The sequence below is a fragment of the Actinacidiphila sp. DG2A-62 genome, from assembly GCF_035825295.1.
Classification (GTDB): domain Bacteria; phylum Actinomycetota; class Actinomycetes; order Streptomycetales; family Streptomycetaceae; genus Actinacidiphila.
Genome location: NZ_JAYMGI010000002.1, coordinates 2,403,593 through 2,427,903, shown reverse-complemented (window position 1 = coordinate 2,427,903; position 24,311 = coordinate 2,403,593). Strand labels below are relative to the sequence as shown.

Below are 24,311 nucleotides of genomic sequence, written 5' to 3'. Positions count from 1 at the left end.
TCCTCCTAGCTGCGCGCCACCGTGTGCATCACCAGGACGGAGGTCCCTGCGACGATGAGCCCGACGCCCATGCCGAAGATAATCCCGAACCCTGCTGCGATAAGTGTAAATCCTCCTGTCAAGATGGTCCATGACAGAAAATTCTTCGGCAGGCGGGGTGTGCGGATCTTCACGATGACTCCTCGTCAGCTGATGGCGGCGTGAACCGGTCAGGTCACAGGGTCCGGATACGCGGGCGGCCGCCGAGATCCCGCTCAGCCACGATGTACCTCATGCCGTCGCACCCGTGGTCGTTCTCCTTCAGCGGCTGCTCCTTCGGCGGCGCCTCCCTCGCGCGGGCGGCCGCCGGCCCGGGTCCCACACGTACCCGGGGACCTCCTCCTCGGTGGAGCACGGCTTCTTCGCCTCGTCGAGCAAGTTGTCCCGCTCCAGCACGCTGTCGGCCAGGATGAAGACGCGCGGCCGGCCGTCGCCCGCGGTCTTCGTGCGGGTCTGCACAGCCTCGATGCCCACCTTCACCCGCTTGTCCGCCGGCACCGTCGACAAGCCGAGGTGCTTCTCCAGGGTGGCGCGGTCCTCGGCGTCGTGATCGCACACGACGGCCCTCGGCCTCGGCTCGGTCCACTCACGCTCGCACTTCTCGCAGGACCAGCAGTCGTGGCTGCCGCGGGAGCGCGTCTTGCAGCAGGTCACGCACTTCGTGACTTCGCGCAGGATGCGCTTCGCGTGGTCCTCGACGAGGGTGCGGGTCTTGTAGATCTCCCGGTAGAGGTAGAGCCGCCCGTCAGGGTCCTCCGCCCAGCACTGGAGGACGAACGGGTTGGTGTACCCGAAGTCCACCGACCACCACCTGGTCCAGTCGGCCGGGATCTCGAATCTGGGGATCACGTGCACCGCGGGGTCCCACCGCTCGTAGATGATCCCCTCGGCGGCCACCCACTTCCCCCGGTACAGCCGCTGGTAGCGCACCCCCGTCAGCGCCTTCAGCTTGGCGATGTACGCCTCGCCCTCCTCCGTCCACGCCTCGCCGTTCCACAGGCGCGGGTTGTCCTTGTGGGAGCAGTGCAGCATCACGGTCTGCCCGCGGTCGCACCTGGCCTTGAGCCAGTGTGTGGGAACGTTGGGGTTGCAGTCGGCGATGAGCTGCTGGAAAGAGACGCGGCCGTTTCGGAGCCGGGTGGTGATGGACTCCCAGTCGGTGGTGGTCAGCTCGGTGGCCTCCTGGGCGAAGACGATGTCGTACTCGGACGACATGATCTTGGTGGGGTCGTCCATGCCGCCCACCGCCAGAAAGCTTCCATTGGTGTAGCGGTAGCCGGGCGGCTCCTGTTGGCTGCCGCCGAACCAGCGCACGTGACCGGCCGCCAGGCTCTCCTTCGCGACGTGCTCCCGGTACGTCACCAGGCCCGTGCTGGCGAGGCTGCGGCCGGTCTTGCGTACTGCGAGCGCCTTGAGGCCGGGGTTCTTCAGGCACATCGCGTGGATCTTCTCCAGACAGGCACGGGACTTGCCGGTGCCTGCCGGGCCGGACATGAGCACCTCGGGCTCGCGCCGGTGGAACACCTCCAGCGCGGACCCGCGGGGCTGGTAGCGGCGCACCAGCGTGGGCGTGGTCACGACAGGGCGTCCGTGTTCACGCCGACGATCTCGTACCGCACGTCTCCGGACAGCTGGACCTTTGCGGGTGCCTTCCAGCCCATGAGGTCGTGGATCGTCGCGGAGATGCGGGCGACGGTCTGCGCGGCCTGGAGGATCGGCCCGTCGTCCTCCAGGGGCTCGCTGGCCCCTTCGAGGTAGATGACCTTGCCGTTGGACACGGTGACGTGCCGGCGCGCCATGACGCCGAGCGCGGCGTCGCGGGTGGCTTCGAGCAGCGCAAGCTCGGCAGTGCGGGCGGGTCCGGCGAGGGGTTCGGCGATGTCGCGGTAGGCGCGGCGGACTGCCTCGTGGGCGCTGCTGACGCTGACGCCGAGGTCGGCGGCGATGTCTCGGTAGGTTCTGCCGAGGGCGCGTTGTGCGGCGGACCAGGCGTCGCGTTCGACTTGCTCGGGGGTTCGGATGGGTCGTCCGTTGCCGTCGCGGACTTCGGGTGCGGGCGGCGGGGGCCCGTCGCTGGGCTGGTCGTCCGTCATGGTGGCCTCCTTCCTGCTGGTTGATCGTCGCACGGTCTGATACCCGACGGGTATCAGTCTGGGTCGGGGTGTTCGTCGACGCGGGTGTAGCCCGTCGCGGTCTCGTCCGTATCGACTGGCACGCACCGGGACGGGTCCGTCAGCAGCCAGCCGGTGCCGGGCATGTCGCAGTTGATCTCAGCCGCGTGCCGGTCGGCGTACACGAGTTCCTGCCGCGCTTGGGTCATGTGTCGGTCGCAGAACAGGGAGAAGTCCGCCTTTGGCTCCAGTCGCCAGGCGACGTGCCAGGTGGCTGGTGCGGTGCATCCCTGTGCGCCGGCAGCGGGTACGGAGCCGCAGCGGAGTTCGCCGCGCCGCTCGACGGGGTGGAGCTGGGGGAAGGCCACCGGTCAGCCCTCCTTGACCGGCATGGCGGCTTGGTGCACTGGCCCGTCATGGTCGGCGCGCAGTATGCATGGCCCGATCGGCTCGCCGCCCGCGTCGGGCATGGATGCGCCGCACCACGTGATCAGCGGCCGGCTCGCGGGGTTGCCGGGGCGGGCGCGGAGTGCGGTGTGGCCGCGGCTGACGATGCCGGTGAGGCGGATCGCGGCGGTGAGGGCGGTGCGGAGCACGCGGTGCCGGTCGGCGGGGTTGGTCATCGGTTTCTCCGTGCTGCTCGTGCTGCTGAGCGTCGGGTGGCGCGGTTGGGGCGTGGTGGCTGGGTCCAGCCGAAGGGGCTCTCGTCGCCGTCCTCCGGAACGATGACCTCGTACCGGTGCAGCTGCGTCTCCCAGTTGGCGCCGGGGCGGCCGGGGTGCTCGCCGCGGGGTGCGCTGGACGGGCTACTCATCCCGAGCGCCGCTCGCCGCCCGGATCAATTGCCACAGCCACGTCGCGTCCTCGTTGGCCACGTGGCCGCCGCCCGACGGCTGGACGATCAGGTGGTCCGGCCTGCCGTCGGGCCGGTACTGCGGGCTGACGCGGACGCCCCACGGGCGGCTGGTCGGGGCGGGGTGGCCGTCGACGCAGTGCATGCAGGGCAGGTCGGGGTCGTGCTCGCCGGGGATGGCCCAGACGATGCGGGTGGCGCCGCCATGTCCGTGGACGTGTTCGCCGTGCCGCCGCATCGTGCCCGTGGCCAGGGCCAGTGCGCGCCGCTCGCCGCATCCAGGACAGATCCCCCGGGACCGCACGCCCTGCTCGGCCCGCTGATCACGACGCCGCGCGGCGAGCACCCCGAGAGACGCCTGGGCGGGCGCTTCCCGCTTGGTCAGGCTGACCTTCGGCCGGACGGCCTGGCAGCACTGCTCGCACCGGCAGCGCCAGTCCCGGTAGCCCTCGACGGTGCCGTGGGCCCGCTTTGGCATGAGGGCGAGGCGCTGCTCGCGCGCTTCCTTCTGGCGCCGGTTCCACATGCGGCACGGCCCGCACGTGGGTGTCTTCTCCCTGCGGTGCCGGTTCCATCCCTCGCGGGTGCCGCACTCCGGCCACCGCCCCTCCGCCGGCCCCGGCGGCAGCTCTTTCGGCCCGCGGGACCGGCTGCCCGCGCGCCGGCGGTTGATGGCGGCGGCGGCCTCGTCGGCGCTGGTGTCGAGGTAGCGGGAGGTCACCGAGATGTCGGAGTGGCCCAGCACGTGCGCGACGGTCGCCACGTCGGCTTTCGCTTCCCGCATCAGGAGGGTGCCGGCGGTGTGCCGCAGGCCGTGCGGGACGTAGTGTCGCCCGAGCGCGGCCTGCGCGAGGCGGTCAACGATCCGGCACACAGTCGTCGCCTGCAGCCGGTGCCCCCTGCCGGTCAGCAGCAGCGCGTCGCGGTCACCCTTGCGGAGGCCGCCGTGCTTGTCACGACGGTCGGGTGTGTCGGCGGAGGGGGGCCGGTGATCGGCGACGTAGGCGAGGAGGAGGCGCGCGCAGGCGTCGGTGACCGGCGTGGTACGCGCCTTGCGGCCCTTGCCGCGGCGGATCTGCACCACCCAGTCCCCGCTGGGCAGCCGTTCCACGTCGGCGAGGTCGAGGTTGCAGATGTCGGCGTTGCGCAGGCCCGACTCCGCAGCGAGGCGGACGACGGCCTCGTCGCGCGCCCATTCGGAGACGCTCCCGCGGCCCGGCGTGCCGTGCCCGGCGCGGGCCGCGGCGATCATCGCGTCTCGCTCGGGCCCGGTCAGCGCGGCCCGCTCAGAGCCGGGGGCCTTGGTGGTGAGGGGGATGCGGGCAACGTCGCGCATCGGGTTCTCGCGCAGCCAGCGGCGCGTGTCAGCGTAGGCGAGGAGGCCGCCGATGCCCTTGTGGCAGAAGCGCAGCGTGGCCGTGCCGCAGCCACGGGCCCGGTAGGTGCCGACCCAGGCGTCGATCTCGTCGGCTTCGACGCTGTCGCAGGTCCGCTGCGGGCCGAGGTGGTCGACGGCCTTGCGGGCGTAGGAGAGGTAGCCGCGGACAGTGCCGGGGCTCATCACGTCCGCCGTCACGCGCGCGTACAGGTACGTGGCCCATGCCTGCCAAGCGGCGTCGAGGGTGACGGTCAGGTCGAGTTCGCGGGGCGCAGCCATCAGCGCGTCTCCTTCGTGCGGGTGGTCGGGCAGTCGGGGTGGGGGGCGGTGCACCAGTGGTGTCCGGCGAACGTGACGCCACCGGGGGTCAGGGCTCCGAGTGCGAGGCCGCCGGCGAGCGCGGTCAGGGCTTCGCTGCGCTCATGACGGTCCTGGAAGTTGCCGGGCGCGGTGAGGCGGTCGGCGCCCGCGGCGATACCGTCCGCGTAGCGTTCGGCCAGGACGTGCCGGTCGTGGTCGGAGGCTGTGGTCAGGCGGGCGAGGTGGAGGGGGACGAGGCCGTGCAGGATGTCGGCGAGGAGCGGCGGCAACACCGCCTCGACGGTCATCTCGGTGGTCGTCTCGGTCATCGGCTGGCCTGCCCTTCGACCGGGACAGCGTCGGCTGCGCGGTGCCGGCGTCGCATGCGGTTGAGGGCGGATTCGCCGCTGCTCAGATCTGCGGCGGTTGAGCCGGCGCGCCGATCAGCGCCCCACGACTTCGACGGGGTCTCACCTTCGTGCCACAGCTCACGGAAGCGGCGGCGCCCCTTCATGAGCTGCGACTTCAGACCGGTCGGGCTACCGGTGATTCGGGCGGCCTCGGCGTAGTCGCCGGTGGCGGCGAGGGCGTGCACCGCAGCGAGCTGGCCCGGGGTGAGCGTGGGCAGGATCTGTGCGAGGGCGACGCGTTCGACGATGCCCGGCTCGGGGCTGGGGGTGGCGCGGCCGGCCCAATGCCAGTACATGGCGTATTTGAGGCCGTTGTTGGTGCCGTCGCGGCGTGCACCGTGGTGGCGCAGGTTGTCCTTCACGTCGCGGGCCAGGGCCTGCCGGCCGGCTTCCATCAGGTCGTGCCGATGGGGTTCGGTATCGGCGGTGTAGAGGTGTTCGACGATGCCGTGCCAGGCGGCGGCATACAGGTCGTCACGGTCGCCCGCGGGCCACCAGGCGCGGTTGTTGGAGACGACGGCGCGGGCGAGGCCGTCGAGGCTGGTGAGGGTATAGCCGTAGCGGATGGCTGTGTCGGACATGCCGGCTCTCCAGTTCTGGTGGGGTGGTGTTCGGGCGGGGCGGGGTGGCGGGTGGCCCGTAGCCGGGCTCAGGGTCCGGGCGGGCAGGTGCAGTCGGGGCAGATGCAGTCGTCGGTGTGGGGGTCGAGGCAGCAGGGGTCGTCGCACATGCAGCGGCCGTTGTGGTCGAGGTGGGGTTGGGGGTGGGTGGTGGGCTGGTCGGTCACGGTCGGTCTCCGTTCAGGTGGTGGGGCATGGGTGGTGGTCTGCGTCCGACAGCGTCCGCGTCCCCTATAGGGAGGGGGACGCGGGACGCAGTCGTCGTGACCGCGTCCCACCGCGTCCGGGACGCAGTCGGGACGCGGTCAACTTCTCGGATCTGTGCAGGTGGGAGGGGGTGTGACTGCGTCCCGTGATGGGTCGTCAGGTCGGGACGCGGTCGTTTCAAGATCGGGGACGCAGTCGGCAGGGCGCTGACCTGCGGGGATGCCGTGACCGCGTCCGCGATCATGAAGGATCGGGACGCAGTCGGGACGCGGTCAGCCGCTCGGCGGGACGCGGTCCGGGACGCGGTCACTTCTCGCCCTCCTTCGGCTCCGGGAGGTGGTGCAGCGCGGCCCCGCGGGCACCCCTCTCCGCGACGACCTTCCCGGCGTGCACGAGGCGCGTGACGGCCCTGCGGGTGACGCTCGCGCGGCCCGGGATCAGCTCCGCGAGGTTGTTCGTCGTCAGCGGCTCCAGCGCGGACTTCAGGACCTTCAGGACCGCTTCCTCCCGGTCCCGGATCGCCTGCTCCTCCTGCTCCGCCTTCTTCTCTTCCGACGTCACCGCGGGCTCGGGGTTGTCGGTGCGCTCGATCGGCGGGTACAGACGGGCCTCGGCGAACGTGTCGCCCTCGGAGCGGATGACGAGGTCGGCGAACCAGTGCATCGTGCTGGAGCGCCCGCCGGGCAGGGCGTGGCGGCGGATCTGCGCCGGGCGGTCCTTGGCGATGCGCAGCCGGCTGCGGCCCTCGGTGTTGATGCCGAACGGACGGACCGCCTCGAGCATGTACTGCACGCCGTCGACAGCGTTGAGCTTGTGGACGCCACCGAGGGAGTAGCGGCCGCGGGACTCGCTGTTCTTCACGACGTGGTCCAGGGGGACGACGGCGGCGCCGGTGTCGGCGAGGGGCCGCAGCAGGGTGCGGCCGAAGCGGGCGATGTCGGAGTTCTCCTTGAGTTCCCCTCCGAGCATGGTCATCGCCTCGGTGACGCCGTCGACGATGATGAGGGTGGGGTGCCGGTCGGCGATGGTGGCGATGGCCGCGAGGAGGTGGCGGAGGTGGGTTGCGGCGGCCTGTAGGCGCGCGGCCGGGTCCGGAACCGGGTCGGGCTGGGTGTCCATGGTGATCTCTCTGTGGGCTCGTGTCGGGGCTGTGGGGGCGGCTGGCGGGTGATCAAGGGCGTGTGTGGGGCTCGGCTCGTCCGTGCGGGTGTTCGGGGCGGAGAGAGCCGTACGGGGCGTTCAGTCGATGCGGATGTCCCGGAGGGCCTTGCCGGCGCGGAGCTGGTCGTGGAGGGATCGCACGCGCTTCATGCCGACGGCGCCGCGCTTGCCGAGCTTGCGGCGGGTGGATTCGGGGAGCTCGTGCCAGCAGGTCTGGCAGAGGAGGTGGCCGGCGGCGCGGGTGCTGGTGCAGGGGCCGGGGCAGGGTGTGGCGGGCATGGGCGTGGTCTCCGGGTCAGGTGGTGGGCGGCTTGGTGAGGGCGCATCCGCAGTCGGGGTGGCAGATCGCGGAGGTGGGCGGGTGGGTGCCGGCGGGCCAGGCGCCGGGCTGGTGGCGGGGTCCGAAGGCGCGGTCATCGGCGGTGGCCACGGTCGTGCGGGTCGGTCGGATGAGGCCGCGGAGGTACTGGCTGAGGTCGCCGTCGCGGCGGAGGGCGGTGATGTCGTCGTCGGTGGGGTCGGGCATCACGCGGCTCCGGGCGAGGCGTTCTTCGCGCAGTGGGCGTGGACGTTGGAGCGGCCGGGTCGGTGGACCATCGGGTCGCCGCAGGAGGTGCAGCGGGTGGGGGCGAAGCCGGGGTCGCTGTTCGGCTGCTGGCCTGGAGATGGATGTTGCTGCGGTGTCGCGGTGCCACCCACCTGTGGCTGAGGTAGGGGCTCAGCCATCTCCTGGTAGCTCTCTGGGTCCCTACCGGAGGTAGGTCTGGACTGGTCCCCCCGGCGGGAACGGGTTCCGGAACCCGTTGCAGAACGGTGTCCGACCCCGTTCCAGAACGGTTTCCGGATCGCTCGGAACCCGTTGCAGAACGGGTTCCGGAACCCCCGGCGGGAACGGGTTCCGGACTCCGGTGCGGAACGGTGTCCGTGGCGCGCGCGGCCAGCTGCTCCGCGATCTCCTTCTGCTTGAGCGCGGCCTTGCGGCGGGCCTGCCTCGTGTCGGTGTACAGGTGCGCCCACAGCTCCCAGTCCGGGCGCTGGGTGGGGATCAGCAGCTGGTAGACGGCTGTCTTGTTCGGGCGGCGCCGCTTGTCCAAGAGGCCGACGGCGACCAGGAGCTTGAGGCAGCGGCTGACGGTCTCGTCGGTGCATCCGGCGATCGCGGCGACGGTGTCCTGGCCGACGAAGATGTTGCTGCCGTCGGCGTCGGCGAAGCTGGCGAGGATGAAGCCGATGTGGAAGGCCTTGCAGACCTCTGGCCGGCGGCAGCGCAGCGCTTCGTCCCGCACGCGGTTGATCCACGCGTTGCGGACGGTCTGGACGCCGCGGTCGCGGTCGGGGCTGCTGCTCAAGGGAGGCTCTCCGGCGGTTCAGTCGGGGTGTGGTCGTGCGGGCCGGGTCCGCGGCGGGGGAAGGCGCCGCGGGCCCGCGCGGGTCAGCGGAGGTGCGCGGCGCGTTCGTGCTCGCGGGCCCGCTTGGCCTTGGCCTCCTCGTGGCGCTGGAACTCCTCCTCCGACGGGTAGCCCGCGAAGTCCGCCGAGAGGATCGCGCCAGCGCCGTGGGGGCCCGCGCCGACCTCGTCCAACGTCCCGTCCATGCGGCGCCGCCGGTACATCGCGCGGGCCGCCTCGGCGAGGGACGCGGCCTCGTCCTCGTCCAGGGCGACGCCGGCCTGGGTGATGCGGAGCTTGACCTGGGGGTCCTTGCCTTCGGAGTCGGCGTGGCCGGTGTAGGCGGTGGACTGGAGCTGGACGATGGCGAAGGCGACCTTGCCGGGGTTCTCGAACAGCTCGCGCTTCTGCGCGGTGGTGAGGGCGACGTCGAGGTGTTCGGCGGCCGAGTCGAGCTTGGCGGTGACGCGGGCGTCCTTGGCGAGCTTGGGCATGTGCGCTGTCCTTCCGGGTGGTGGTGCGCTGGCGGGTGGTCAGTGGATGTCGCGCATGGCGGCGCCGAGCTGCATGGCGAACTCGTTCCGGGCTGCCTGGTCCATGTCGGGGTGGAACGCCATGTGGACGCGGACGATGGGGGTGTCTCCGGCCTCGATGCCGAGCACGTTGGAGCTGGGCTCCAGGCCGTCGGCGCCGAGGTTGATCGCCCACTCGGAGATGGGGGCGGCCTTGGCGAGCAGGTCATCGATGGCGCGCTGGGCTGCGGCGAAGTCGTCCTCCGGGAGCTCGTCCCAGCGGGGCGTACCGGGCGGCGGCATCATGTCGCCGTGGTCCTGGTCCACGACCTCGAAGTGGACGTAGCGGCCCTGCAGCTGCTCGCCGATGCCGGTGAAGTCGGGGTCGCGGAGCGCGGCGGCGTGCTGGTCCATGGCGGCGGCGCGGAGGTCGGCGTCGGTGTACGGGCGGTCGGTGCTCACTGGGTGTCGTGGTCCTCTCCGGGGTCGGGCATCGGGATGGGGCGGGGGAGGTGGTCGAGCGCGTCGCCGAGCTGGTCGGCGAGGGCTCGGCGGCGGGCGGCGAGGTCCGGCGCGTGGTGCTCGCAGGCCTCGGCGGCGGTCAGCAGGGCGTCGACGAGCTCGGCGACGTCGTCTGCGGCGGGCAGGAGCAGCCGGATCATGACGCCGCCTCAGGTCGCGTAGTACGTACCGTAGTACGCACTACCGACACTGCGCGGCGGGGCACCGCGATCGCCTCCTGGCGGGCGGTCACAGAGTGCCTCGCGCGTACTCGGCGACCGCCTCGGCGTACTGCGCGGCCAGCGCCTTCTCCGCGCAGACCTTGTGGGCGGGGTGGCCCTTGGAATCGCGGCACCAGGCGTCCTTGCCGCAGTACCGGCATGGCAGGTCGTGACCGTTACCCCAGTGCCAGGGCGCGCACCAGTCGAGGAGCTGGCCCTCGTGGAACTCCGGGACGGACGGCGCACGGCGTCGGCGGCCGGTGCGGGCGGTCATGACACGGCCTGCTCGGCGTCGACGACCAGGCGCAGGTGCGCGCGGCGCAGGTCGGCATCGTGGGCGTCGAGCGCCGCCAGGAGGTCGGCGCGGTGCTCGGCTGCGCGCGGGTCAGCCGGGACCGGCGGATAGGCCGGCGTGGGGCGGCCGCCGCCGAAGAGACCCGTGGGCAACTCCTCGGCGAGCACGGCGGCCTGCTCCTCGCGCGTCATGGGGCCACTGCCGTGGCGAGCTGCCAGACGTGGATGACCACGCCGGGCTCAGTGAGCGCATCGATGCCGAGCCCGCCGGCCCACACCTTGCGGGCGCACAGCTCGACAACCTGGGCGTCGTCCCGCCACAGTGACGCCGTGGTGAGCGCGTCGAGGACCGAGCGAGCGTGGTGGTCGATGTCGGACGATGTGCGGTTGGCCGGCCAGACGTCGCCGCGCTTGGCGGCCGCCGTGGACTGCTCGACGGACACGGTGATCTCGATGCCGAGCGGACCGGTGAGCAGGCCGTGGACGGACGGCAGGATGCCGCACACCTTGCACGGCTGCGGCGGGACCTTCTCCGCCTTCTCTCCAGGCTTGGCCTTGCGCTTGGGCGGCCCGGTGTACGGGTGGGTGCCCGCGACCTCCTGGGCGGCCTCGGAGATGGCCTTGCGCCAGGGCTTGAGCTTGTCGGCGTTGGAATGGACGCCTCGGCCCTTGAAGAAGGAGACGCGGCCCTGGCCGGCGGGGGTGCCGTAGGCGGTGATGTCGAACGTGATGAGGGAGGGCGCCGGCTCGGGCGCGAGGTCCTCGACGGGGAACAGGGCGGTCACTGCTGCTCGCCCCCTGCCTTCGCGGCCTTGCGGGCCGCGACCCTGGCCTGCCACTCCTCCTCGGTGAGGTACTGCTGCGAGCTGGCCTTGCGCGGGCTCTTGGGCTTGTTCCGCTGGTACTCGTTCTCGGCCCTGCGGCACGCCTCGCACAGTGGCTCCTTGCGGTACCGGTGCTGCCTGGCGCCGCGCAACTCGCCGTGCGCGATCGGCTTGCGCTTGCTGCCGCCGCGCGGGCGCTTGAGGCCGATGGCGTCGATGAGCTGGTCGAGTTCGGCGTCGGTGAGGTCAGGCACGGGGCACCTCCTCGGTGTCCGCGGGGATGAGGGTGTGGCAGTCGCCGCACGTGGCCGTGCCGTCGGCGTGGATGATCACGGGGCGGGTGCGCGACTCGATGGGGCAGTGCCGGTAGGCCATGACCACCACGGCCAGCGGGGCCGGGCCGGTGCGGGGGCGGGGCCAGTAGCGGGAGACGACGGCCAGGGCGGTGCCGCCGAGGCCGAGGGACGCGCCGAGGAGCGCGGTGGTCTCGTGGGTCACCGGGTCACCTCCACGCCAGGCGTGCCGGTGTCCGGCACCGGCTGGGCCGCGGCGACGAGTTCGCGCAACACGCTGCGCAGCAGCGTCAGGTCGTCGTTGCGGCGGCGGATGATGTCGGCCTGGGCCAGGCGCTCGGCCTCCAGTGCCCGGATCCGGCGCTGTGCGTCACGGAGCGCGGCCTCGGCGGCCGTGGCGCGGCTGCGGGCGGCGGTGAGGTTGCTCTCCAGCTGCTCGATCCGTGTGGCGTGGGCGGTGTTGCGGGCTTCCAGGTCCGCGTTGCGTTCGCGCAGTCGGGTCACGGCGCGCTCACCGCCTCCGGCACCGGGCGCAGCGGCCACGTCCCGTCTATGACGGCCTCCGGGTCGTGCTTGTCCTTCGCCTTGACCGGGTCCCGGAGCCACTTCTGGTAGTTCTCCGCGTCCAGCTGGGCCCACAGGATCTGCCGCTGGTGCAGTTCGTCCAGCGACAGGTCGCGCAGCCGGTCGTGGAACCCGGGCCGCAGCTGCTGGACCCACACCGGGCGCTCGGCGCGCGGCTGGTGGGCGATACGGCCCATGTGCCAGGCGACCCGGCCGGACATCAGCGCGTCGTAGGCGGCGCCGTGCGCGGCGTCCACGTCCCAGCCGAGGCCGTACGTCTCGGCGGTGGTCCGCATCTGGTACGGGCCCTGGTCCTCGGAGACCCGGCGCCGGAAGGGCGCGGTGCGCCGGTCCAGGACCATGGTGTCGATGACGAGCGGCTCGCCGCCCAGCGCCTCGTACAGGCCGAGGCCGAGGTGCCGGCGGGCCTCGCGGTCGGTGATCGTGAGGTCGTAGCAGATGTTGTGGCCGACGAGCGGGACCCCGGCCTCCACCGCGGCGGACAGCGCCGCGATCACCTCGGTGACGACGTCCTTGGCGGGGCGGCCGTGCGCCCGGGCGTACGCGGTGCTGATGCCGTGGACGGCGGTCGCCTCGGCGGGAATGTCGATGCCGGGGTCGGCGAGCCACTCGGTGATGTCGGCGCGGCCGGCGGCGGGGTCCATGGGGATGACGGCGGCGGACACGATGCGGTCGGTCTCGGTGTCGACGCCGGTGGTCTCGGTGTCGAAGGCGCACATCGGGCTGAGGTGCCAGCTCACGAGGCATCACCCCGCGGCGCGGTGCGCTCGTTGTAGTGCCGCAGCCCCAGCGCGTCGAGGGTCTCCTCGTCGCCGACCTCGTTGACGACCAGGACGTGCAGCATCCCGGCGCTCCGCAGCTCGTAGCTGATCTGCTCCAGACGGCCCGGCGACGTCTTCGGGTCCACGATCTCGTCGCGGTACGACTGCGGCGAGCGGACCGGCGCGTCGCCGCGCTCGACGTCCACCGCCTCCGGCTCCGGTTCCCCGGTGGGGACCAGGCCGGTGTTGAACAGCAGCGCCCGCAGCGCCAGCGACTGGGCCTTCGCGGTGCCCTTGTCGCCGGAGTCCAGCGACTCGCCTGCCGACTTCCCCAGCGGCATGCTGTCGCCCATTGGGCCGATGATCTGCCAGGTCACCAGGACCGTGCACTCGCGCATCTTGCTGCCGCGGGAGGACTGGGTGTCGCGGTAGGAGGTCTGCATGTCGACGGCGACGATGTTCACGCCGTGCCGCAGCGTGGCCGGGCCGAAGGCGTTCAGCGCGGACTCGACGCCGCGGAACTTGTACTTCACGTACTCGCGGCCCGACTGGTTCTTCTCGCGGTGCTCGTCGTTCTTGCCGACCGACCTCACGTCGCGGCGGACCCGGAGCCAGGCGATGTGAACGGGCACCAGCTCGGGCATCGGGTAGTCGTCGTTGGCGACGGCGGGCAGGTCGGTCAGGTCCAGCTCGGCACCGGGCTCGGGCGCCTGGTAGTGCTGGATCGGCGGCGCGGCGGGCTGGGGGTCGGCCGCGGCGCGCTCGGCGCGTTCGGTCAGGGACGTCATGCGGCGTACTCCTTGCGCACGTAGGTGGGGATGGCGATGCGGTCGTGCGGCACGTCGGCCACGCACGCGCGGTACGCCTCGGGGAACTCCTCGGCGAGGCGGGCCAGGTCGGGCGTCCGCTTGTGGGACTGCTCGATGGAGAAGAACGGCTTGTCCTGGACGACCGCCATCTGCGCCTTGCCGAGCGCGGCCACCAGCCGGGCCTGCGCGGCCTTGCGGCGCTTCTCCGCCGCGGCCTTCTCCGCGACGGCCGCGAGGTAGTCGGCCATCGCGTCCTGCGTGTCCAGGTCGCGGTCCAGGACCACCTCGCCGGACCGGTCGGGGTGCAGCCGGCCGTACAGCTCGATCAGCGCGTCCGGCGGCTCCTGCCCGGTGGTCGCCGGGGCCGGCCGGGCACGATGTGCTCCCACCACAGCCGGTTGGCCTCGGCGTTGATGTACGCGACGAGCCTGATGTGCTCCTCGCGGCGGACGGTGTACTGCCTGTAGTCCTGGCCGCCGATGAGACAGACGACGTGGATGTGGTCCAGGCCGGTGACGAGGATCTGCCACAGGACCTGGGCGAGGACGTCGTCGGGCGGGCCCTCGCGCCACAGCTGGGCGACGAAGGCATTCCTCGTCTTCACCTCGACGGCGCACAGGGCGCGTTGCGACCGGTCGAGCGGGCACTCGGTGCACAGCCGGTCGAGGGTGCACATCTGCCAGGAGTCGTCCTGGTTGGCGATGAGGCCGACCGGGGCGACGACGGTGCGATTGCGGCGCGCCCAGTCTCGGGCGAGGGGCTCTTCGAGGATCGTGCCGAAGTGCGCGGCCTCGGACCAGGAGTCGTCGTGGGGGAGTTGGCCGCGCTTGTCGTAGTAGACGTGCAGCGGGGTCTTGAAGCCGGAGAGCTGCATGACGGCGGGCAGGTCGCTGCTGCCGATGCCTGCGCGGCGGGCGTCGAGCCACGCCTCGCGCGGGGTGTCGTGGTGGAGGACGAGGCGGCCGGTGGGGGTGACGCGGCGGCCGCCGGCCGGGGCGGGTGCCCCGGCCGTGGTCGTGGTGCTCAAGACGGCACCTCCGTGCTCGTGGTGCGGGTGCAGGTGCGGTTGCCGGGGCCGGGCACCGCGGTCAGCACGCCGCGGCGGCACAGCGCGCGGGCGTCCTTCCGCGCGGTGTTCCGGTGGCCCGAGAAACCGGCGGCCGCGTTGGCGGCGGCGAGGTCCTCGGTCCGGATCGGGGTGGGCATGTGCTGTATGGCGGCGGCGAGGTGCTCGCGGCGGGTGAGGACGTCAGCCACGCGACCCACCGGCCTCGATGGATGCCTGCGGGACGTACACCGCGGCCACCTCGACAGGGGTGACGACGTAGCCGGTCGGATTGTCGTCCGCCATGTCGTCGTCGAGCAGCCAGCACTCCCACGCGGTAGGCGCATCCTCCGGGCCGTGCGGGTCGTCCGCCCGCCAGATCACCCGCAGTTGGATCGCCTCGGCGGAGGCGTGCTCCTCGCTGCCGATGAGGTGGTGGATGTGGTCCATGGCGGCGGCGCGGTTGGTGTAGCGGCCGAAGGCGATGCCGTCGCTGTCGTGGGATGCGACCCAGTCGGTGTGCGTGGCCGGGGTGAACTCGCCCGCGAGCGCCTGGGCGGCGCCGCCGGTGTCCTTCCCATCGGCCATCGCGTGCAGTTCGTCGCTGTAGTTGCGGTACGCGTCCACCCTGGCGAACGCCTCGGGGTCGGTGCGTTGGACGGTGGCGATGAGCCGGTCGGCCACGCCTCCGGCCTCGCGCAGCACCTCGGACCGGTGGTCCGCCACATGGTCGTGGTCGTCGCGGGTGCAGCCGGCGAGGATCGCCTCCTGGAGGTGGTCGGCGGCGCTCATGACGCCCTCCGACTCTGCTGCGTCGGCTCGGTGAACCGGACCCAGTCCGGCCGCGGCTGCGGCGCCGTCGGCGAGTCCGCGGGCGCGACAGGCAGCGCCTGCCACGCCTCCGCCGCCAACTGCCCGACCTCGGCCGCCGTCAGGTTCATCGCGGCCTGGCCCATGTCGGCCAGGTCCTCGATGTCCTGCACCAACAGGCTGATGTCCTCGGCGGGCGCGTCCTGCTTGGCCGCGTCGATCAGCTCGTCGAGCGCGTTGCGCAGCGAGTTGTCCGCGTCCTCGGCGAGGGCCGCGGCGAGCATCGTGAGGGTGTCGCGGCGGATCTGGTCCGCGCGCAGCCGGGCCGGGCGGCCGACGGCGGCCGGCGTGATGCCGATGGTGAGGTTCTTCACCGGAGACCACCGCCCGTCGGCAGCACCACGAACGTGCCTCGGCACACGGTCCGGTCTCCCGCGCGGAGCAGGACGAACGGCATCTGCTGGTCGATCACGACCTCCACCAGCCCCGTGAAGTACGGCCTGACGTGCCGCTCGACGGCCGTCTCCAGCTCCACGCGAGTGATCTGGTGGGCGGTCAGGTCCGGGACGCGCCCGTCGAACGTGACGCGGAACGTCGACCGCGTCACCGGCGGCGGGCCCGGCTTGGCCACGGGCCGGGTGAGCGGCGCGGTCGCGGCCGCGTCCGCCATCGCCGTGGCCAGCCCCTCGGCACCGGCCAGGTGCGCGGCAGCCGGCAGGTCGGCGGCGCGCACGGGCCCGGGCGTCAGGCGGGCGGCCGGCACGTCGGCCACCAGCCCGGAGTGCATCGGCCCGGGCACGGACGCCTCGGACACGGGCGGCAGCTCCGCAGGGTCGATCCGGCGCCGCCGGAACAGGGTGAGCTTCATGAGTGGTCCTTGGTGGGGAGGTGGTGGCCGGTGGTGAGGGCGGTGCCGAGGCAGACGGCGGCGAGGTACGCGGCGAGCACCGCGACGGTGGTGAGGGCGTGCATCACGCGGTCACCTCCGGCACCGCGTGCACCGCGACCTGCGACCACGAGAAGCGGCGGAAGCCGTCGTAGCGGGACATCAGCCGCCACACGCCGGGGCGGTACTCGTCCCATCGCAGCTCCGGGCTGCTGTACCGCGTCTCATGCGCCACGGCGTGCGCCTTGGCCGCGTCGAGCGAGGCGGCGGCCGCGTTCGGCGATTCGGCGACGGTGACGACGAAGAGGGTGGTGGTCATCACGCACCACCGTGGGTGCGCTGGTGGGGGATGCGGGCGGCGTGCCGGCCGTGCGCGGCGGCGGTGAGCCGGGCCGCGCCCGCGGCCAGCTCGCGCGGGTCCGGGCGCTGCGGCTCCGTCGCGCGCAGCTCGGTCAGGCGGGCCCGGACGGCGGCGGCGCGGCGGCGGGCCCACGGCGCGACCAGGTACACGAGCATCCCAAGCAGCGCGGTGGCGAGCAGCAGCGCGAGTACGACGCGCACGGCGAGGTCACTCATCGCCGTCACCGCCGTCCGCCGGGCCCTGCGGCCCCGGCATCCACGGGCTCACCGCGACTCACCCGCCTCGGCGGGCGTGATGAGCACGTCCGCGTCGCAGGCGGCGCACAGGCCACCGTCCGGCAGGTCCTCGGGCGTCACCGGGGTGTAGATGTCTCCGGCGTGGCAGGGGACGCAGTACAGGGCACCGGACTGGGGGGACCGGTAGGCCACCACCGGCGGCTCACCGCCGTCCGCGACCCGAGCCCGGATCTCCTCAAGAGCCCACTCCACCCGAGCCAGCACGATCTCCGGCTCCCGCTGCCACCCGACCGTCGCGGTGGCCAGAGCGGACGCGAGGTCCTGCACGTCACCCGGGTCCAGGTCCGCCAGCCACGGCAGCACCCGGCCCGGGGCGTGCCCGGCCTCGACGGCGAACTCCGCCTCGGCCTGGGCGTCCAGCACGGCGACACCGTCGAGGAGGTCGTGCAGCCACCGGTACTCGTGGCTCGTGGCGAACGCCCGCACCGCGTCGACCTGCGCGGTCAACCGCTCGACCTCGGCCAGCAGCTCACGCACATCCTCGTGAGCACGGAGAACGAACTGCCGGTTCTCCTCGGCCTTCCAACCGCGGAAGTCCATCACCGCGACCGTCAGCGGGACCCCGCCGATCGTCGCCCGGATCGTGCCCGGCGCAGCGAACGGCTCCGGGGCCGGGTACAAGGCACCGAGTTCGGCCGCGGCGTGACGGTCACGGATCTCCGCCAGCCGCTCCGGGCTCAGCGGGGCGCTCACGCCGCACCCGCCGACCACGCCACCGGCAGACCCACCGGAGCCGACGCCAACTCCGCCGCGCACCCGAGCGTCACCGACAACGGCACATCCCGCCACGTCGTGTGCAGCCACGACGAGAAAATCAGGTCGCCCTGCACCGACGAGGACGTCGCCTCCACCGGCGCGCCGCCCAGCACCGCCACGAACTCCGCCATCACCGGCCGGGCGTCCGTCTCCAGGCGCATCGCGGAGCCCATCAGCAATCCGTCGGGGCAAAGGCTCCAGCGGATCGGGGGCAGCTCCGGGTGCTCGCTCAGCAGCTGGGCCAGCGCGGTGGCCGGCCCCGTCTGCGGGCTACGATTCGTGTTCAAGGCTCTCGCCTCTCCTTCGGGTTGTTGATCGAGGCGTGATGCCGGGGGTCGCTCGCGACTGGGAAGGACCGAGCGGCCCCGCACCACGCGGGGAAGTGGGGGATCAGGCGGACGCGGGCAGCTGCTCGGCGTGCCACGCCTGGACCTTGGCCAGGTCGAACTTCCGCACCTGGCGCTGCGGCCTCTCGCCCGGAGCGACGGGCCGCGCGGGTCGCATCGGCTCGACGGGCATCCCCGCCTTGATCCACTGGATGACGGTCCAGTCGGACACGCCGTAGTACGTCTCCAGCTCGGGCTGGCTCAGCAGCGGCACGAGGCCGGCCGGGAGGGGCACGGCGCGCTCAGCCTTCGTGGGCATCAGACCTTGACCTTTCTACTGTCGAAGTCGAATCTTTGGGCATGGGAAAGCGGCTGAAAAGACGCTGGAGGGGGGCATCCGCGCCTGCCGCGTCGAGCGCGTCGGCGATCAGCCATGCACTCCGGAGCCTGCACCTGTCCTGCGCGCTGCTGCCCCGTCCGGTGATCGCGCCGACGGCTGCCGGGCTGATGCCCTTGCCGTCGGGGTCGACCTCCTTGGTGGCCTCGGCGAGTTGGGGTCCGGACAGGCCGGCCGCGGTCATTGCGTCGCGGATCGGCTGGCCGTCGCCCTTGCGGAACAGGTGGGTCATGTGGGCCCCGTGTGGTTCTCGGCCAGTGGCTCCGGCCGTCTTCGACACTTCTACTGTCTAAGTCGAACTTCTGTCAACGGACTCTCCGAGACTTGCCGAGTGGAGACGTAGCGGCTAGCGTCGAATTCGAACAAGCACTCGTATCGCTGCGGGGAGAGCACGCGGGCGCACGCCACCGCGTAGCAGCGTGAACACAGATCGCGCCACGCTTCTACTTTTCCTTGCGTAAAGTAGAAGACGCCGGGCACCCTTGCCCTGTGACCAATGAGCGTGACGAGACCTTCGTGCAGTTGATGGCCGCCCTCATGAAGGAGTACGGCGTCAACGAGTCCGAGATCTCCCGCGCCATCGGCGTCCACACCAGCACCGTGTACAAGTGGACCTCCGGCGAGCGTGGAGGACAGCGAGGCCCCCGAGCCGACGCCCTACGCAAGCTGGCCGCCGCCTACCCGAAGTTCACCGAAGCGCGCATCTTCGCCGCCGTCGGCCGGCAGGCGCCCGGGAGCCTCGACGAGGACGCCGAAGCAAGGCTCCTCACCTACTTCCGCGAACTCACCGCAGAGCAGCAGCAGATGCTGGAAGTTCAAGCCCGCGCCGTTGCTGAGCGGAACCGCACCGGCCAGTAGTACAACCCTGGACGACCCTCGCGAGTCGTACACCGAAGGGCTCGTGACCCTCGGTGAGAAAACCTTAGCCGAGGGCAACATTGTTGCTGCACATTCCACCGATCAGGGGTACGGTCAAACACCTGGCCGCGTTCTCCCCCGCAGCCCGAAAACCGTCAGGTTCGGCCTGCCCACGGGGGTGCCTATGTGCATGCGCGTCCAATCGTCTACTCGCGTCACACGCGTATACGACCCCGACACCGGCACCATCACCATCCCGGCCGGTCTCCACCCCGCCCTAACTCTCCGTGCAGTCGCAGCAGTTGTGGCCGAACTCCACCTGCCCACGCTCAACGGGACCCCACTCTGCTGGTGCGGAGAGCCCCTCACCCTCAAAGGGCTCATCCCCGCGCAGAGGACCGCAGAGGAGACCCGCTATGGCGCCTAGAGCCGCCAACAACCCACGCCAGATCCGCTCGAAGAACTGCGGCTGCACGGCGTGCCTGACCGAGTACCCGCCAGACCAGTACGGCGAGCGCCGCCCGCGCCGCGACTGCACCGGCAGCTGGCAGGCCCGCTACCGCGACCCCGCCGGCAAGCAGCGCGCGAAGAACTTCCGCACCCGCGGCGAAGCGATCGCCTTCCTGGACTCCGTGCGAACCGCCGTACGGTCACGGACCTACCACGACCCCAAGCGCGGCGAGATCACCCTCGGCGCCTGGTGGGACCTGTGGTGGCCATCCCAGGGCGGCCGCATCCGCACGCGCAACCGCAAGGAGTCCAACTGGAACGCGCACATCGCTCCCAAGTGGCGCGACGTCCCGCTCAACGCCCTGGAGCACATGGCGATCCAGTCCTGGCTCACCCAGGATGTGAAGGGGCACGAGTCCCAGCGCAAGGTTCTGGAACTGTTGCGCGCGATGCTGGCCGACGCCGTCCGCGACAACCGCCGCATCCCCTTCAACCCGGCCGCCGAGGTCCGCGTCACCGCGATCGCCGTCCCCAAGCACCCCGACGACCTGCGACCGCCCACCGAGAAGCAGTACGCCCTCGTCCGCGAGGCGCTCCCAAGCTGGTACCGGCCCCTGGTCGACTGGGCGCAGGAGACCGGAATGCGGTGGGGCGAGTACACCGCGATGCGCCGCTGCAACGTGGACCGGGACGCTGCGCTCGCCTATGTGAGGGAGGTGGTCATCGACGACGACGGGGTGCTCCGACGGCAGATCATCCCGAAGTCCGCAGCCGCGCTCCGGTCCGTCCCGCTGACGCCGAAGGCGCTGGAGGCGTACGACATCATGATCGAGCGCCTCGCGCCGGCCACCACCCGGTCGGCGATCGAGGACGGAATGCACCCGGAGGAGCTGCTCTTCCGCGGCCCGCTGGCTGGTGAGCAGCGGCGCCAGAAGGACGGTACGGTCGCGACTCTCGACAGCGTGCTGAGCAGGAACAACTTCCGGAGGGTCTGGATCCCGGCGATCCAGGCTGCCGGTATCGCACGCAAGATCAAAAATCCGGAGACCGGCAGGACCGAATGGTGGCCGCGGGTGCATGACTACCGGCATGCCGTCGCGTCGCGGCTGCACGAGGCCGGCGTCCCGGAGGTGGACGTGCAGGCGTTCCTCGGGCAGGAGCGGGGGAGCCGGGTCACCTGGAACTACACGCACACCTCGGACGCGTCCCTGGCGGCCGCCAGGGACGCGCTGGCTGGCGTGCGCAGGCTGCGTGTAGTCCACGGAGTCCACGATGAATCCACACGCCCCCCTCGGCGGGACTCGGCTAGTCTCGGAACTTCCGATGGTGATGCGGCGTCCGCCCTCTGACCTGCACTCGGTTACGCTCGGCTAGGCTCGGCGTCGCCAGGGCAGGGAATCTTCCGCCCTTACAAGGCGGATGTCGGCGGTTCGAAACCGTCCACGCCCACCCCGCAGGCAGCCGGACCATCCGCAGGCCGGGCCGGAGCACTTCCCTCGGCCTGGCCGTTCGTATTCCCCGGCCCCCCGGGAACGTCTGTTCGGACCCCTCCGACCCCTGGGCCGCCGACGCGACCCCCCCGCCCGCCTCCCGAACGATCACGCCACCCCGACGCCAGCAGCCCCGGCCCGGCCCCACACCCGTCCGCCGACGCCCCGGCGCAGGGGCAGCCCCCCGTACCACCGACCGAGTGCCCGCCCGCCCCCGCCGCGCCGGCTGCGGCATCGCCGGCGCGGGGACGAGGAGCCGAGGCCGAGGAGGACTGCGGCGAACGGGAGGGGGATCTTCGCGGTAGTCTCGCCCTGCGCGGCGGGCAGCCGGTGTCGGGTGCGGTGCGGCGCCGTCAGGAGCCGCAGCGCAGACGGGGGTTGGCGGGCGCGGCGTCGGGTGGTCGTGGCGCGGTACGGATTCGGAGGCCCGCGGTGGCGGTCAAGCGGATGGACAACGTCCTCGTCGTCGTGGAGGACCTCGACGCGGTCATCGCGTTCTTCGTGGAGATCGGGCTGGAGTTGGAGAACCGGGGGCCGCTGGAGTGGACCGGGGCCGAGCGGGTCATCGGGCTGCGGGACGTGCGGCAGGACGTGGCGATGCTGCGGGTCCCCGGCGGGCCCGGGCGGGTGGAGCTGGCCCGGTTCCACCGCCCGCGGGCGGTCCGCGCCGAGCCGCGGGACGCGCCGGCGAACACCCTGGGCATCCGCCGCATGATGTTCGCCGTCGACGACATCGAGGACACCGTCGCCCGGTTGCGCGCGAACCAGGGCGCGGAGCTCGTCGGCGAGATCGTGCGCTACGAGGACATCTTCCTGCTCGCGTACGTCCGCGGCCCCGAGGGCATCGTGGTCGGCCTCGCCGAAGAACTGGCGTGAGCCCCCGAGGCCGCGTCAAGGCCCCCCGGCGTCGGCGGCGGCGTCCGCGCGCGCTCCCGCTGCTGGCGGCGCAGTTGGACAGTGGCGACGCTTCGTTGCGGGACTGGGCCGCGGTCGGTCTGGCCGCGCTCGACACCCGGGAAGCGCGGACGCTGCTCTGGCGCGCGCGGAGCAATCGGGGGATCGGATCGCGCTGCGGATCGGAGGCCGACGCTCCGGGCCGGCTCGGGGGTGATGATGAGTTTGCCGCCTTTGGGGCCGGTGCGGCGCTCGAACTCCGCCAGGGCCGGGATCGCGCTGTCGAGCGGCACCACGCAGGCGATGGGAATCCGAAGGACTCCCTGTTCGGCGGCCCGCACCATCTGCTCGACGTCGGCCCGGTCCGGGTTGGCGACCAGCACCTCGTAGGGCCCCGGCAGGGCGGCGCGCACGAATTTCGCCGGCGCGGGCTGGATGTCGACGATGTGGCCGCCGCGCTTCACCATCGTCTTGGCCGAGGTGAGCGGCAACTGGCCGGAGGTGTCGAGGATGACGTCGAACCGCCGGGCGTAGCGGCTCGCGTCGAAGTCGAACTCGACGATCGGGGAGAGCCCGAGGTCGTGAGCCTCCTGAACGGCGGTGGCACGGCAGCTGCCGCCGACCGAGGCGCCCATCATCATGGCGAGTTGGACGGCCGACCGGCCGACCGCGCCCAGCGCGCCGGCGACGAAGACGGACTGCCCGGCCTTCAGCCGGCCTTTCTTGGTCAGCGCCAGATACGCGGTGATGGCGGGCGTCGGGAGTGCGGCGGCCTCGTCCCATGACAGGTTCTTCGGCTTCCGCACGACCGACTTCTCCTCGACGAGAACCATCTCGGCGAACGCCCCGGCCGCCTTGAGGCCCGCCGCCCCGATGACCTCGTCACCGGGGCGGACCTGGGTGACACCGTCGCCGACCTCCTCGACGATGCCCGCGAAGTCGTGCCCGAGCGCCCGAGGGAACGTGCGGCCGGTGACCATCTTCAGCCTGCCCCGCCGGATGCCGATGTCCATGGGGTTGACGGCCGCCGCTTTGACCCGGACCAGGACGTCGCCCTTGCCGGGCCGAGCCGGCTGGAACTCCTCCAGCCGCATGACGTCGGGGCCGCCGTACTCGTGGTACTGGATGCGCTTCATGTCGCCGTCCTCCACTGTTGATGTCTCTGGGTGACATGAAGATAGCGGCAGGAGGGCGCCCTGAACATCACTGTCGGCGTGATTAATGTCTCTGAGAGACATCATTAGGGTGCGACGTTGAGTGCGCGTAGCGCGGCCGCCGTCTCGGCGATGATCAGCGGCAGGGACCGCGACTCGCCGTCGGTCAGCCACTGCGTGAACGCCGTCCTGAAGACCAGGACGCCGGACTCGGCCGCGAGGGTGGCCGCGAGGGCGGCGACGCCCCGCTCCCGCATCGCGTCGCCGACACTGCGGGCGAGGGCGGCGAACTTCTGGCGCTCCCGCTCCTGCAGCGCCGGCTCCGCGTCGATGATCGCCTGGCGCGCCCGCACCTGCTCTCTCGGCAGACGCGCGAAGGTGTCGGCCGCGCGGGCGAGGGCCAGCCCGACGAGCCCCATCGGTGACTCGCCGGGGGGCGCCTCGGTCACCCCGGCGACCAGATCGGCCTCGATCCGGTCCTGACCGGCGAAGAAGACATCTCTCTTGTCGGGGAAGTGCCGGAAGAAGGTCCGGCGATTCAGTCCGACGGCCTCCGCGATCTCCGCTGCCGTCGTCCGCTCGAATCCCTGCCGGGCGACCAGTTCCAGCGCCGCGTTCTGCAGGCGCGCCTGTGCGTCAGGTTCCCATCGAGCCACGTGATCCTCCGCCCCGACCTTGATGGCACTGCGAGACATCGTACGTCGGGTCAGGATGACCGCAGGTGGGGGCGTGCGGCACGACATGGGTCTGGCCGGAGACGGCCCCGAGGTTCGGGCCGCGGTCAGTTGTCGCCGCGGCGGCGGGATGCGGATGCGAGCCCGGGGGGTTTGGGGGCGGGGGCACTCGTTCGGGGGAATGAGGGGGCGGGGGCGGGTCGGCGGGCTCCGGGGTACTGACGATGATCGGGTGAGCATTTCGTGGGGGAGGCACGGGCCCGTGGGGGCCGTGCTGATCGTCATCGTCCTCGCGGCGGGCTTATGGGGGTTGGGCGCGGCGGCTTCGGCCGCCGGCCGGGCGCCCTGTCCGCCGCGTCATCCGTCGCCGGGGGCCCGCTGCGGGCCTTCCGGCCCTCCGCAGACGGCGGGCGACAGCGCCGCGTCCGTCCCGGCCGCGTCCGTCCCGGCCGCGTCCGCGCCGACCGTGCCGTCCGCGCCGGCCGCGTCCGCGCCGGTCGTGTCGGCCGCGCCGGCCCCGGCCCCGGCGCTGTCGCCGACCGCCGTACCGGCCTCCGGGCACGAGCCGGTTCCGCCGGGGCACCGCCCCGGGCACGGGCACCCACCCGGGCACGCGCCCGACCATGGACCCGGGCATGGACCCGGGC

General features: G+C 72.2%; 40 protein-coding genes and 1 tRNA gene. 4 read left to right on the top strand and 37 right to left on the bottom strand.

Annotated elements, in window-relative coordinates; translation table 11 throughout:
- Nucleotides 1-5 precede the first annotated feature (5 nt).
- The 35 genes from VSR01_RS10710 to VSR01_RS10540 form a co-directional block, all read right to left on the bottom strand.
- A complete protein-coding gene (locus VSR01_RS10710) occupies nucleotides 6-173 on the bottom strand; it encodes a hypothetical protein (RefSeq protein ID WP_326449026.1) in 168 nt (55 codons plus the stop codon).
- Between the two features lie 127 nt (nucleotides 174-300).
- Nucleotides 301-1,617: a phage terminase large subunit gene (locus tag VSR01_RS10705; protein ID WP_326449025.1), complete on the bottom strand. Its 1,317-nt coding sequence runs from the start codon at nucleotides 1,615-1,617 to the stop codon at nucleotides 301-303.
- Nucleotides 1,614-2,132, bottom strand: coding sequence for a hypothetical protein (locus tag VSR01_RS10700; RefSeq protein ID WP_326449024.1), 519 nt, complete (start codon nucleotides 2,130-2,132; stop codon nucleotides 1,614-1,616). Before VSR01_RS10700 ends, VSR01_RS10705 begins: the two co-directional genes overlap by 4 nt.
- 53 nt (nucleotides 2,133-2,185) lie before the next feature.
- The gene (locus tag VSR01_RS10695) at nucleotides 2,186-2,518 is read right to left on the bottom strand and encodes a hypothetical protein (protein WP_326449023.1); all 333 of its coding nucleotides are present in this window, start codon (nucleotides 2,516-2,518) and stop codon (nucleotides 2,186-2,188) included.
- A gap of 3 nt (nucleotides 2,519-2,521) precedes the next feature.
- On the bottom strand, nucleotides 2,522-2,773 hold the full coding sequence (locus VSR01_RS10690) for a hypothetical protein (protein WP_326449022.1): 252 nt from the start codon (nucleotides 2,771-2,773) through the stop codon (nucleotides 2,522-2,524).
- Nucleotides 2,774-2,956: 183 nt separating this feature from the next.
- Entirely contained in the window at nucleotides 2,957-4,660 is a 1,704-nt protein-coding gene (locus tag VSR01_RS10685) for a tyrosine-type recombinase/integrase (protein WP_326449021.1), read from the bottom strand.
- Complete coding sequence (locus tag VSR01_RS10680; RefSeq protein WP_326449020.1) at nucleotides 4,660-5,010, bottom strand: hypothetical protein; 351 nt, start codon at nucleotides 5,008-5,010, stop codon at nucleotides 4,660-4,662. Before VSR01_RS10680 ends, VSR01_RS10685 begins: the two co-directional genes overlap by 1 nt.
- Nucleotides 5,007-5,672, bottom strand: a complete 666-nt coding sequence (locus tag VSR01_RS10675) for a hypothetical protein (RefSeq protein WP_326449019.1) — start codon at nucleotides 5,670-5,672, stop codon at nucleotides 5,007-5,009. The genes VSR01_RS10680 and VSR01_RS10675 overlap by 4 nt, the downstream gene beginning before the upstream one ends.
- Before the next feature lie 68 nt (nucleotides 5,673-5,740).
- The gene (locus VSR01_RS10670) at nucleotides 5,741-5,878 is read right to left on the bottom strand and encodes a hypothetical protein (RefSeq protein ID WP_326449018.1); all 138 of its coding nucleotides are present in this window, start codon (nucleotides 5,876-5,878) and stop codon (nucleotides 5,741-5,743) included.
- A 346-nt stretch (nucleotides 5,879-6,224) separates the two neighbouring features.
- Nucleotides 6,225-7,037 carry a hypothetical protein gene (locus VSR01_RS10665; RefSeq protein ID WP_326449017.1) on the bottom strand — a complete coding sequence of 271 codons (813 nt, stop codon included), beginning with the start codon at nucleotides 7,035-7,037 and terminating at the stop codon, nucleotides 6,225-6,227.
- Nucleotides 7,038-7,157: 120 nt separating this feature from the next.
- On the bottom strand, nucleotides 7,158-7,358 hold the full coding sequence (locus VSR01_RS10660) for a hypothetical protein (RefSeq protein ID WP_326449016.1): 201 nt from the start codon (nucleotides 7,356-7,358) through the stop codon (nucleotides 7,158-7,160).
- 16 nt (nucleotides 7,359-7,374) lie between these two features.
- The gene (locus VSR01_RS10655) at nucleotides 7,375-7,605 is read right to left on the bottom strand and encodes a hypothetical protein (protein WP_326449015.1); all 231 of its coding nucleotides are present in this window, start codon (nucleotides 7,603-7,605) and stop codon (nucleotides 7,375-7,377) included.
- Nucleotides 7,606-8,511: 906 nt separating this feature from the next.
- Entirely contained in the window at nucleotides 8,512-8,961 is a 450-nt protein-coding gene (locus VSR01_RS10650; protein ID WP_326449014.1) for a hypothetical protein, read from the bottom strand.
- A 39-nt stretch (nucleotides 8,962-9,000) separates the two neighbouring features.
- Nucleotides 9,001-9,441 (bottom strand): hypothetical protein, encoded by a 441-nt coding sequence (locus VSR01_RS10645; RefSeq protein WP_326449013.1) that lies wholly within the window; start codon nucleotides 9,439-9,441, stop codon nucleotides 9,001-9,003.
- On the bottom strand, nucleotides 9,438-9,641 hold the full coding sequence (locus tag VSR01_RS10640) for a hypothetical protein (RefSeq protein ID WP_326449012.1): 204 nt from the start codon (nucleotides 9,639-9,641) through the stop codon (nucleotides 9,438-9,440). Before VSR01_RS10640 ends, VSR01_RS10645 begins: the two co-directional genes overlap by 4 nt.
- 88 nt (nucleotides 9,642-9,729) lie before the next feature.
- Complete coding sequence (locus VSR01_RS10635) at nucleotides 9,730-9,975, bottom strand: hypothetical protein (protein ID WP_326449011.1); 246 nt, start codon at nucleotides 9,973-9,975, stop codon at nucleotides 9,730-9,732.
- Nucleotides 9,972-10,187, bottom strand: a complete 216-nt coding sequence (locus VSR01_RS10630; protein ID WP_326449010.1) for a hypothetical protein — start codon at nucleotides 10,185-10,187, stop codon at nucleotides 9,972-9,974. Before VSR01_RS10630 ends, VSR01_RS10635 begins: the two co-directional genes overlap by 4 nt.
- A complete protein-coding gene (locus tag VSR01_RS10625) occupies nucleotides 10,184-10,780 on the bottom strand; it encodes a RusA family crossover junction endodeoxyribonuclease (RefSeq protein WP_326449009.1) in 597 nt (198 codons plus the stop codon). The genes VSR01_RS10630 and VSR01_RS10625 overlap by 4 nt, the downstream gene beginning before the upstream one ends.
- Entirely contained in the window at nucleotides 10,777-11,073 is a 297-nt protein-coding gene (locus tag VSR01_RS10620; RefSeq protein WP_326449008.1) for a hypothetical protein, read from the bottom strand. The genes VSR01_RS10625 and VSR01_RS10620 overlap by 4 nt, the downstream gene beginning before the upstream one ends.
- Nucleotides 11,066-11,317: a hypothetical protein gene (locus tag VSR01_RS10615; protein ID WP_326449007.1), complete on the bottom strand. Its 252-nt coding sequence runs from the start codon at nucleotides 11,315-11,317 to the stop codon at nucleotides 11,066-11,068. The genes VSR01_RS10620 and VSR01_RS10615 overlap by 8 nt, the downstream gene beginning before the upstream one ends.
- Nucleotides 11,314-11,616 (bottom strand): hypothetical protein, encoded by a 303-nt coding sequence (locus VSR01_RS10610; protein WP_326449006.1) that lies wholly within the window; start codon nucleotides 11,614-11,616, stop codon nucleotides 11,314-11,316. Before VSR01_RS10610 ends, VSR01_RS10615 begins: the two co-directional genes overlap by 4 nt.
- Entirely contained in the window at nucleotides 11,613-12,437 is an 825-nt protein-coding gene (locus VSR01_RS10605) for an exonuclease domain-containing protein (RefSeq protein WP_326449005.1), read from the bottom strand. The genes VSR01_RS10610 and VSR01_RS10605 overlap by 4 nt, the downstream gene beginning before the upstream one ends.
- On the bottom strand, nucleotides 12,434-13,246 hold the full coding sequence (locus VSR01_RS10600; protein ID WP_326449004.1) for a hypothetical protein: 813 nt from the start codon (nucleotides 13,244-13,246) through the stop codon (nucleotides 12,434-12,436). Before VSR01_RS10600 ends, VSR01_RS10605 begins: the two co-directional genes overlap by 4 nt.
- On the bottom strand, nucleotides 13,243-13,656 hold the full coding sequence (locus VSR01_RS10595; protein ID WP_326449003.1) for a hypothetical protein: 414 nt from the start codon (nucleotides 13,654-13,656) through the stop codon (nucleotides 13,243-13,245). Before VSR01_RS10595 ends, VSR01_RS10600 begins: the two co-directional genes overlap by 4 nt.
- Complete coding sequence (locus VSR01_RS10590; RefSeq protein ID WP_326449002.1) at nucleotides 13,593-14,294, bottom strand: lambda-exonuclease family protein; 702 nt, start codon at nucleotides 14,292-14,294, stop codon at nucleotides 13,593-13,595. Before VSR01_RS10590 ends, VSR01_RS10595 begins: the two co-directional genes overlap by 64 nt.
- Complete coding sequence (locus VSR01_RS10585) at nucleotides 14,291-14,524, bottom strand: hypothetical protein (RefSeq protein WP_326449001.1); 234 nt, start codon at nucleotides 14,522-14,524, stop codon at nucleotides 14,291-14,293. The genes VSR01_RS10590 and VSR01_RS10585 overlap by 4 nt, the downstream gene beginning before the upstream one ends.
- On the bottom strand, nucleotides 14,517-15,104 hold the full coding sequence (locus VSR01_RS10580) for a hypothetical protein (RefSeq protein WP_326449000.1): 588 nt from the start codon (nucleotides 15,102-15,104) through the stop codon (nucleotides 14,517-14,519). Before VSR01_RS10580 ends, VSR01_RS10585 begins: the two co-directional genes overlap by 8 nt.
- Nucleotides 15,101-15,496 (bottom strand): hypothetical protein, encoded by a 396-nt coding sequence (locus VSR01_RS10575; protein WP_326448999.1) that lies wholly within the window; start codon nucleotides 15,494-15,496, stop codon nucleotides 15,101-15,103. The genes VSR01_RS10580 and VSR01_RS10575 overlap by 4 nt, the downstream gene beginning before the upstream one ends.
- Nucleotides 15,493-15,990 carry a hypothetical protein gene (locus tag VSR01_RS10570; RefSeq protein ID WP_326448998.1) on the bottom strand — a complete coding sequence of 166 codons (498 nt, stop codon included), beginning with the start codon at nucleotides 15,988-15,990 and terminating at the stop codon, nucleotides 15,493-15,495. Before VSR01_RS10570 ends, VSR01_RS10575 begins: the two co-directional genes overlap by 4 nt.
- A 103-nt stretch (nucleotides 15,991-16,093) precedes the next feature.
- On the bottom strand, nucleotides 16,094-16,327 hold the full coding sequence (locus tag VSR01_RS10565) for a hypothetical protein (RefSeq protein ID WP_326448997.1): 234 nt from the start codon (nucleotides 16,325-16,327) through the stop codon (nucleotides 16,094-16,096).
- Nucleotides 16,327-16,584 carry a hypothetical protein gene (locus VSR01_RS10560; RefSeq protein ID WP_326448996.1) on the bottom strand — a complete coding sequence of 86 codons (258 nt, stop codon included), beginning with the start codon at nucleotides 16,582-16,584 and terminating at the stop codon, nucleotides 16,327-16,329. The genes VSR01_RS10565 and VSR01_RS10560 overlap by 1 nt, the downstream gene beginning before the upstream one ends.
- A 48-nt stretch (nucleotides 16,585-16,632) precedes the next feature.
- Nucleotides 16,633-17,358, bottom strand: coding sequence for a hypothetical protein (locus VSR01_RS10555; RefSeq protein ID WP_326448995.1), 726 nt, complete (start codon nucleotides 17,356-17,358; stop codon nucleotides 16,633-16,635).
- Nucleotides 17,355-17,708 (bottom strand): hypothetical protein, encoded by a 354-nt coding sequence (locus VSR01_RS10550; RefSeq protein WP_326448994.1) that lies wholly within the window; start codon nucleotides 17,706-17,708, stop codon nucleotides 17,355-17,357. Before VSR01_RS10550 ends, VSR01_RS10555 begins: the two co-directional genes overlap by 4 nt.
- Before the next feature lie 103 nt (nucleotides 17,709-17,811).
- Nucleotides 17,812-18,066, bottom strand: coding sequence for a hypothetical protein (locus VSR01_RS10545; protein WP_326448993.1), 255 nt, complete (start codon nucleotides 18,064-18,066; stop codon nucleotides 17,812-17,814).
- Nucleotides 18,050-18,376, bottom strand: coding sequence for an XRE family transcriptional regulator (locus tag VSR01_RS10540; RefSeq protein ID WP_326448992.1), 327 nt, complete (start codon nucleotides 18,374-18,376; stop codon nucleotides 18,050-18,052). The genes VSR01_RS10545 and VSR01_RS10540 overlap by 17 nt, the downstream gene beginning before the upstream one ends.
- Nucleotides 18,377-18,633: 257 nt before the next feature.
- Here VSR01_RS10540 and VSR01_RS10535 point away from each other — a divergent pair, with 257 nt between their 5' ends.
- The 4 genes from VSR01_RS10535 (at nucleotide 18,634) to VSR01_RS10520 (ending at nucleotide 21,818) form a co-directional block, all read left to right on the top strand.
- Complete coding sequence (locus tag VSR01_RS10535; protein WP_326448991.1) at nucleotides 18,634-19,002, top strand: helix-turn-helix domain-containing protein; 369 nt, start codon at nucleotides 18,634-18,636, stop codon at nucleotides 19,000-19,002.
- Between the two features lie 416 nt (nucleotides 19,003-19,418).
- On the top strand, nucleotides 19,419-20,801 hold the full coding sequence (locus VSR01_RS10530; RefSeq protein WP_326448990.1) for a tyrosine-type recombinase/integrase: 1,383 nt from the start codon (nucleotides 19,419-19,421) through the stop codon (nucleotides 20,799-20,801).
- 29 nt (nucleotides 20,802-20,830) lie between these two features.
- Nucleotides 20,831-20,901: transfer RNA gene (locus VSR01_RS10525), tRNA-Val, on the top strand.
- Nucleotides 20,902-21,374: 473 nt separating this feature from the next.
- Nucleotides 21,375-21,818: a VOC family protein gene (locus tag VSR01_RS10520; protein ID WP_326448989.1), complete on the top strand. Its 444-nt coding sequence runs from the start codon at nucleotides 21,375-21,377 to the stop codon at nucleotides 21,816-21,818.
- Here the strand turns inward: VSR01_RS10520 and VSR01_RS10515 are convergent.
- Together VSR01_RS10515 and VSR01_RS10510 are read right to left on the bottom strand one after the other, a co-directional pair.
- Nucleotides 21,740-22,972 carry an NADP-dependent oxidoreductase gene (locus tag VSR01_RS10515; RefSeq protein WP_326448988.1) on the bottom strand — a complete coding sequence of 411 codons (1,233 nt, stop codon included), beginning with the start codon at nucleotides 22,970-22,972 and terminating at the stop codon, nucleotides 21,740-21,742. The two genes, VSR01_RS10520 and VSR01_RS10515, sit on opposite strands and share 79 nt — an antisense overlap.
- 104 nt (nucleotides 22,973-23,076) lie before the next feature.
- A complete protein-coding gene (locus tag VSR01_RS10510; protein WP_326448987.1) occupies nucleotides 23,077-23,646 on the bottom strand; it encodes a TetR family transcriptional regulator in 570 nt (189 codons plus the stop codon).
- Nucleotides 23,647-24,311 lie beyond the last annotated feature (665 nt).

What these genes read in the sequence shown, in the direction of transcription:
- VSR01_RS10700 (WP_326449024.1), bottom strand. Translation starts at nt 2,132, where the DNA reads ATGACGGACGACCAGCCCAGCGACGGGCCCCCGCCGCCCGCACCCGAA.
- VSR01_RS10690 (WP_326449022.1), bottom strand. Translation starts at nt 2,773, where the DNA reads ATGACCAACCCCGCCGACCGGCACCGCGTGCTCCGCACCGCCCTCACC.
- VSR01_RS10685 (WP_326449021.1), bottom strand. Translation starts at nt 4,660, where the DNA reads ATGGCTGCGCCCCGCGAACTCGACCTGACCGTCACCCTCGACGCCGCT.
- VSR01_RS10680 (WP_326449020.1), bottom strand. Translation starts at nt 5,010, where the DNA reads ATGACCGAGACGACCACCGAGATGACCGTCGAGGCGGTGTTGCCGCCG.
- VSR01_RS10675 (WP_326449019.1), bottom strand. Translation starts at nt 5,672, where the DNA reads ATGTCCGACACAGCCATCCGCTACGGCTATACCCTCACCAGCCTCGAC.
- VSR01_RS10665 (WP_326449017.1), bottom strand. Translation starts at nt 7,037, where the DNA reads ATGGACACCCAGCCCGACCCGGTTCCGGACCCGGCCGCGCGCCTACAG.
- VSR01_RS10660 (WP_326449016.1), bottom strand. Translation starts at nt 7,358, where the DNA reads ATGCCCGCCACACCCTGCCCCGGCCCCTGCACCAGCACCCGCGCCGCC.
- VSR01_RS10655 (WP_326449015.1), bottom strand. Translation starts at nt 7,605, where the DNA reads ATGCCCGACCCCACCGACGACGACATCACCGCCCTCCGCCGCGACGGC.
- VSR01_RS10650 (WP_326449014.1), bottom strand. Translation starts at nt 8,961, where the DNA reads ATGCCCAAGCTCGCCAAGGACGCCCGCGTCACCGCCAAGCTCGACTCG.
- VSR01_RS10640 (WP_326449012.1), bottom strand. Translation starts at nt 9,641, where the DNA reads ATGATCCGGCTGCTCCTGCCCGCCGCAGACGACGTCGCCGAGCTCGTC.
- VSR01_RS10635 (WP_326449011.1), bottom strand. Translation starts at nt 9,975, where the DNA reads ATGACCGCCCGCACCGGCCGCCGACGCCGTGCGCCGTCCGTCCCGGAG.
- VSR01_RS10630 (WP_326449010.1), bottom strand. Translation starts at nt 10,187, where the DNA reads ATGACGCGCGAGGAGCAGGCCGCCGTGCTCGCCGAGGAGTTGCCCACG.
- VSR01_RS10600 (WP_326449004.1), bottom strand. Translation starts at nt 13,246, where the DNA reads ATGACGTCCCTGACCGAACGCGCCGAGCGCGCCGCGGCCGACCCCCAG.
- VSR01_RS10580 (WP_326449000.1), bottom strand. Translation starts at nt 15,104, where the DNA reads ATGAGCGCCGCCGACCACCTCCAGGAGGCGATCCTCGCCGGCTGCACC.
- VSR01_RS10570 (WP_326448998.1), bottom strand. Translation starts at nt 15,990, where the DNA reads ATGAAGCTCACCCTGTTCCGGCGGCGCCGGATCGACCCTGCGGAGCTG.
- VSR01_RS10565 (WP_326448997.1), bottom strand. Translation starts at nt 16,327, where the DNA reads ATGACCACCACCCTCTTCGTCGTCACCGTCGCCGAATCGCCGAACGCG.
- VSR01_RS10560 (WP_326448996.1), bottom strand. Translation starts at nt 16,584, where the DNA reads ATGAGTGACCTCGCCGTGCGCGTCGTACTCGCGCTGCTGCTCGCCACC.
- VSR01_RS10545 (WP_326448993.1), bottom strand. Translation starts at nt 18,066, where the DNA reads ATGCCCACGAAGGCTGAGCGCGCCGTGCCCCTCCCGGCCGGCCTCGTG.
- VSR01_RS10540 (WP_326448992.1), bottom strand. Translation starts at nt 18,376, where the DNA reads ATGACCCACCTGTTCCGCAAGGGCGACGGCCAGCCGATCCGCGACGCA.
- VSR01_RS10530 (WP_326448990.1), top strand. Translation starts at nt 19,419, where the DNA reads ATGGCGCCTAGAGCCGCCAACAACCCACGCCAGATCCGCTCGAAGAAC.
- VSR01_RS10515 (WP_326448988.1), bottom strand. Translation starts at nt 22,972, where the DNA reads ATGAAGCGCATCCAGTACCACGAGTACGGCGGCCCCGACGTCATGCGG.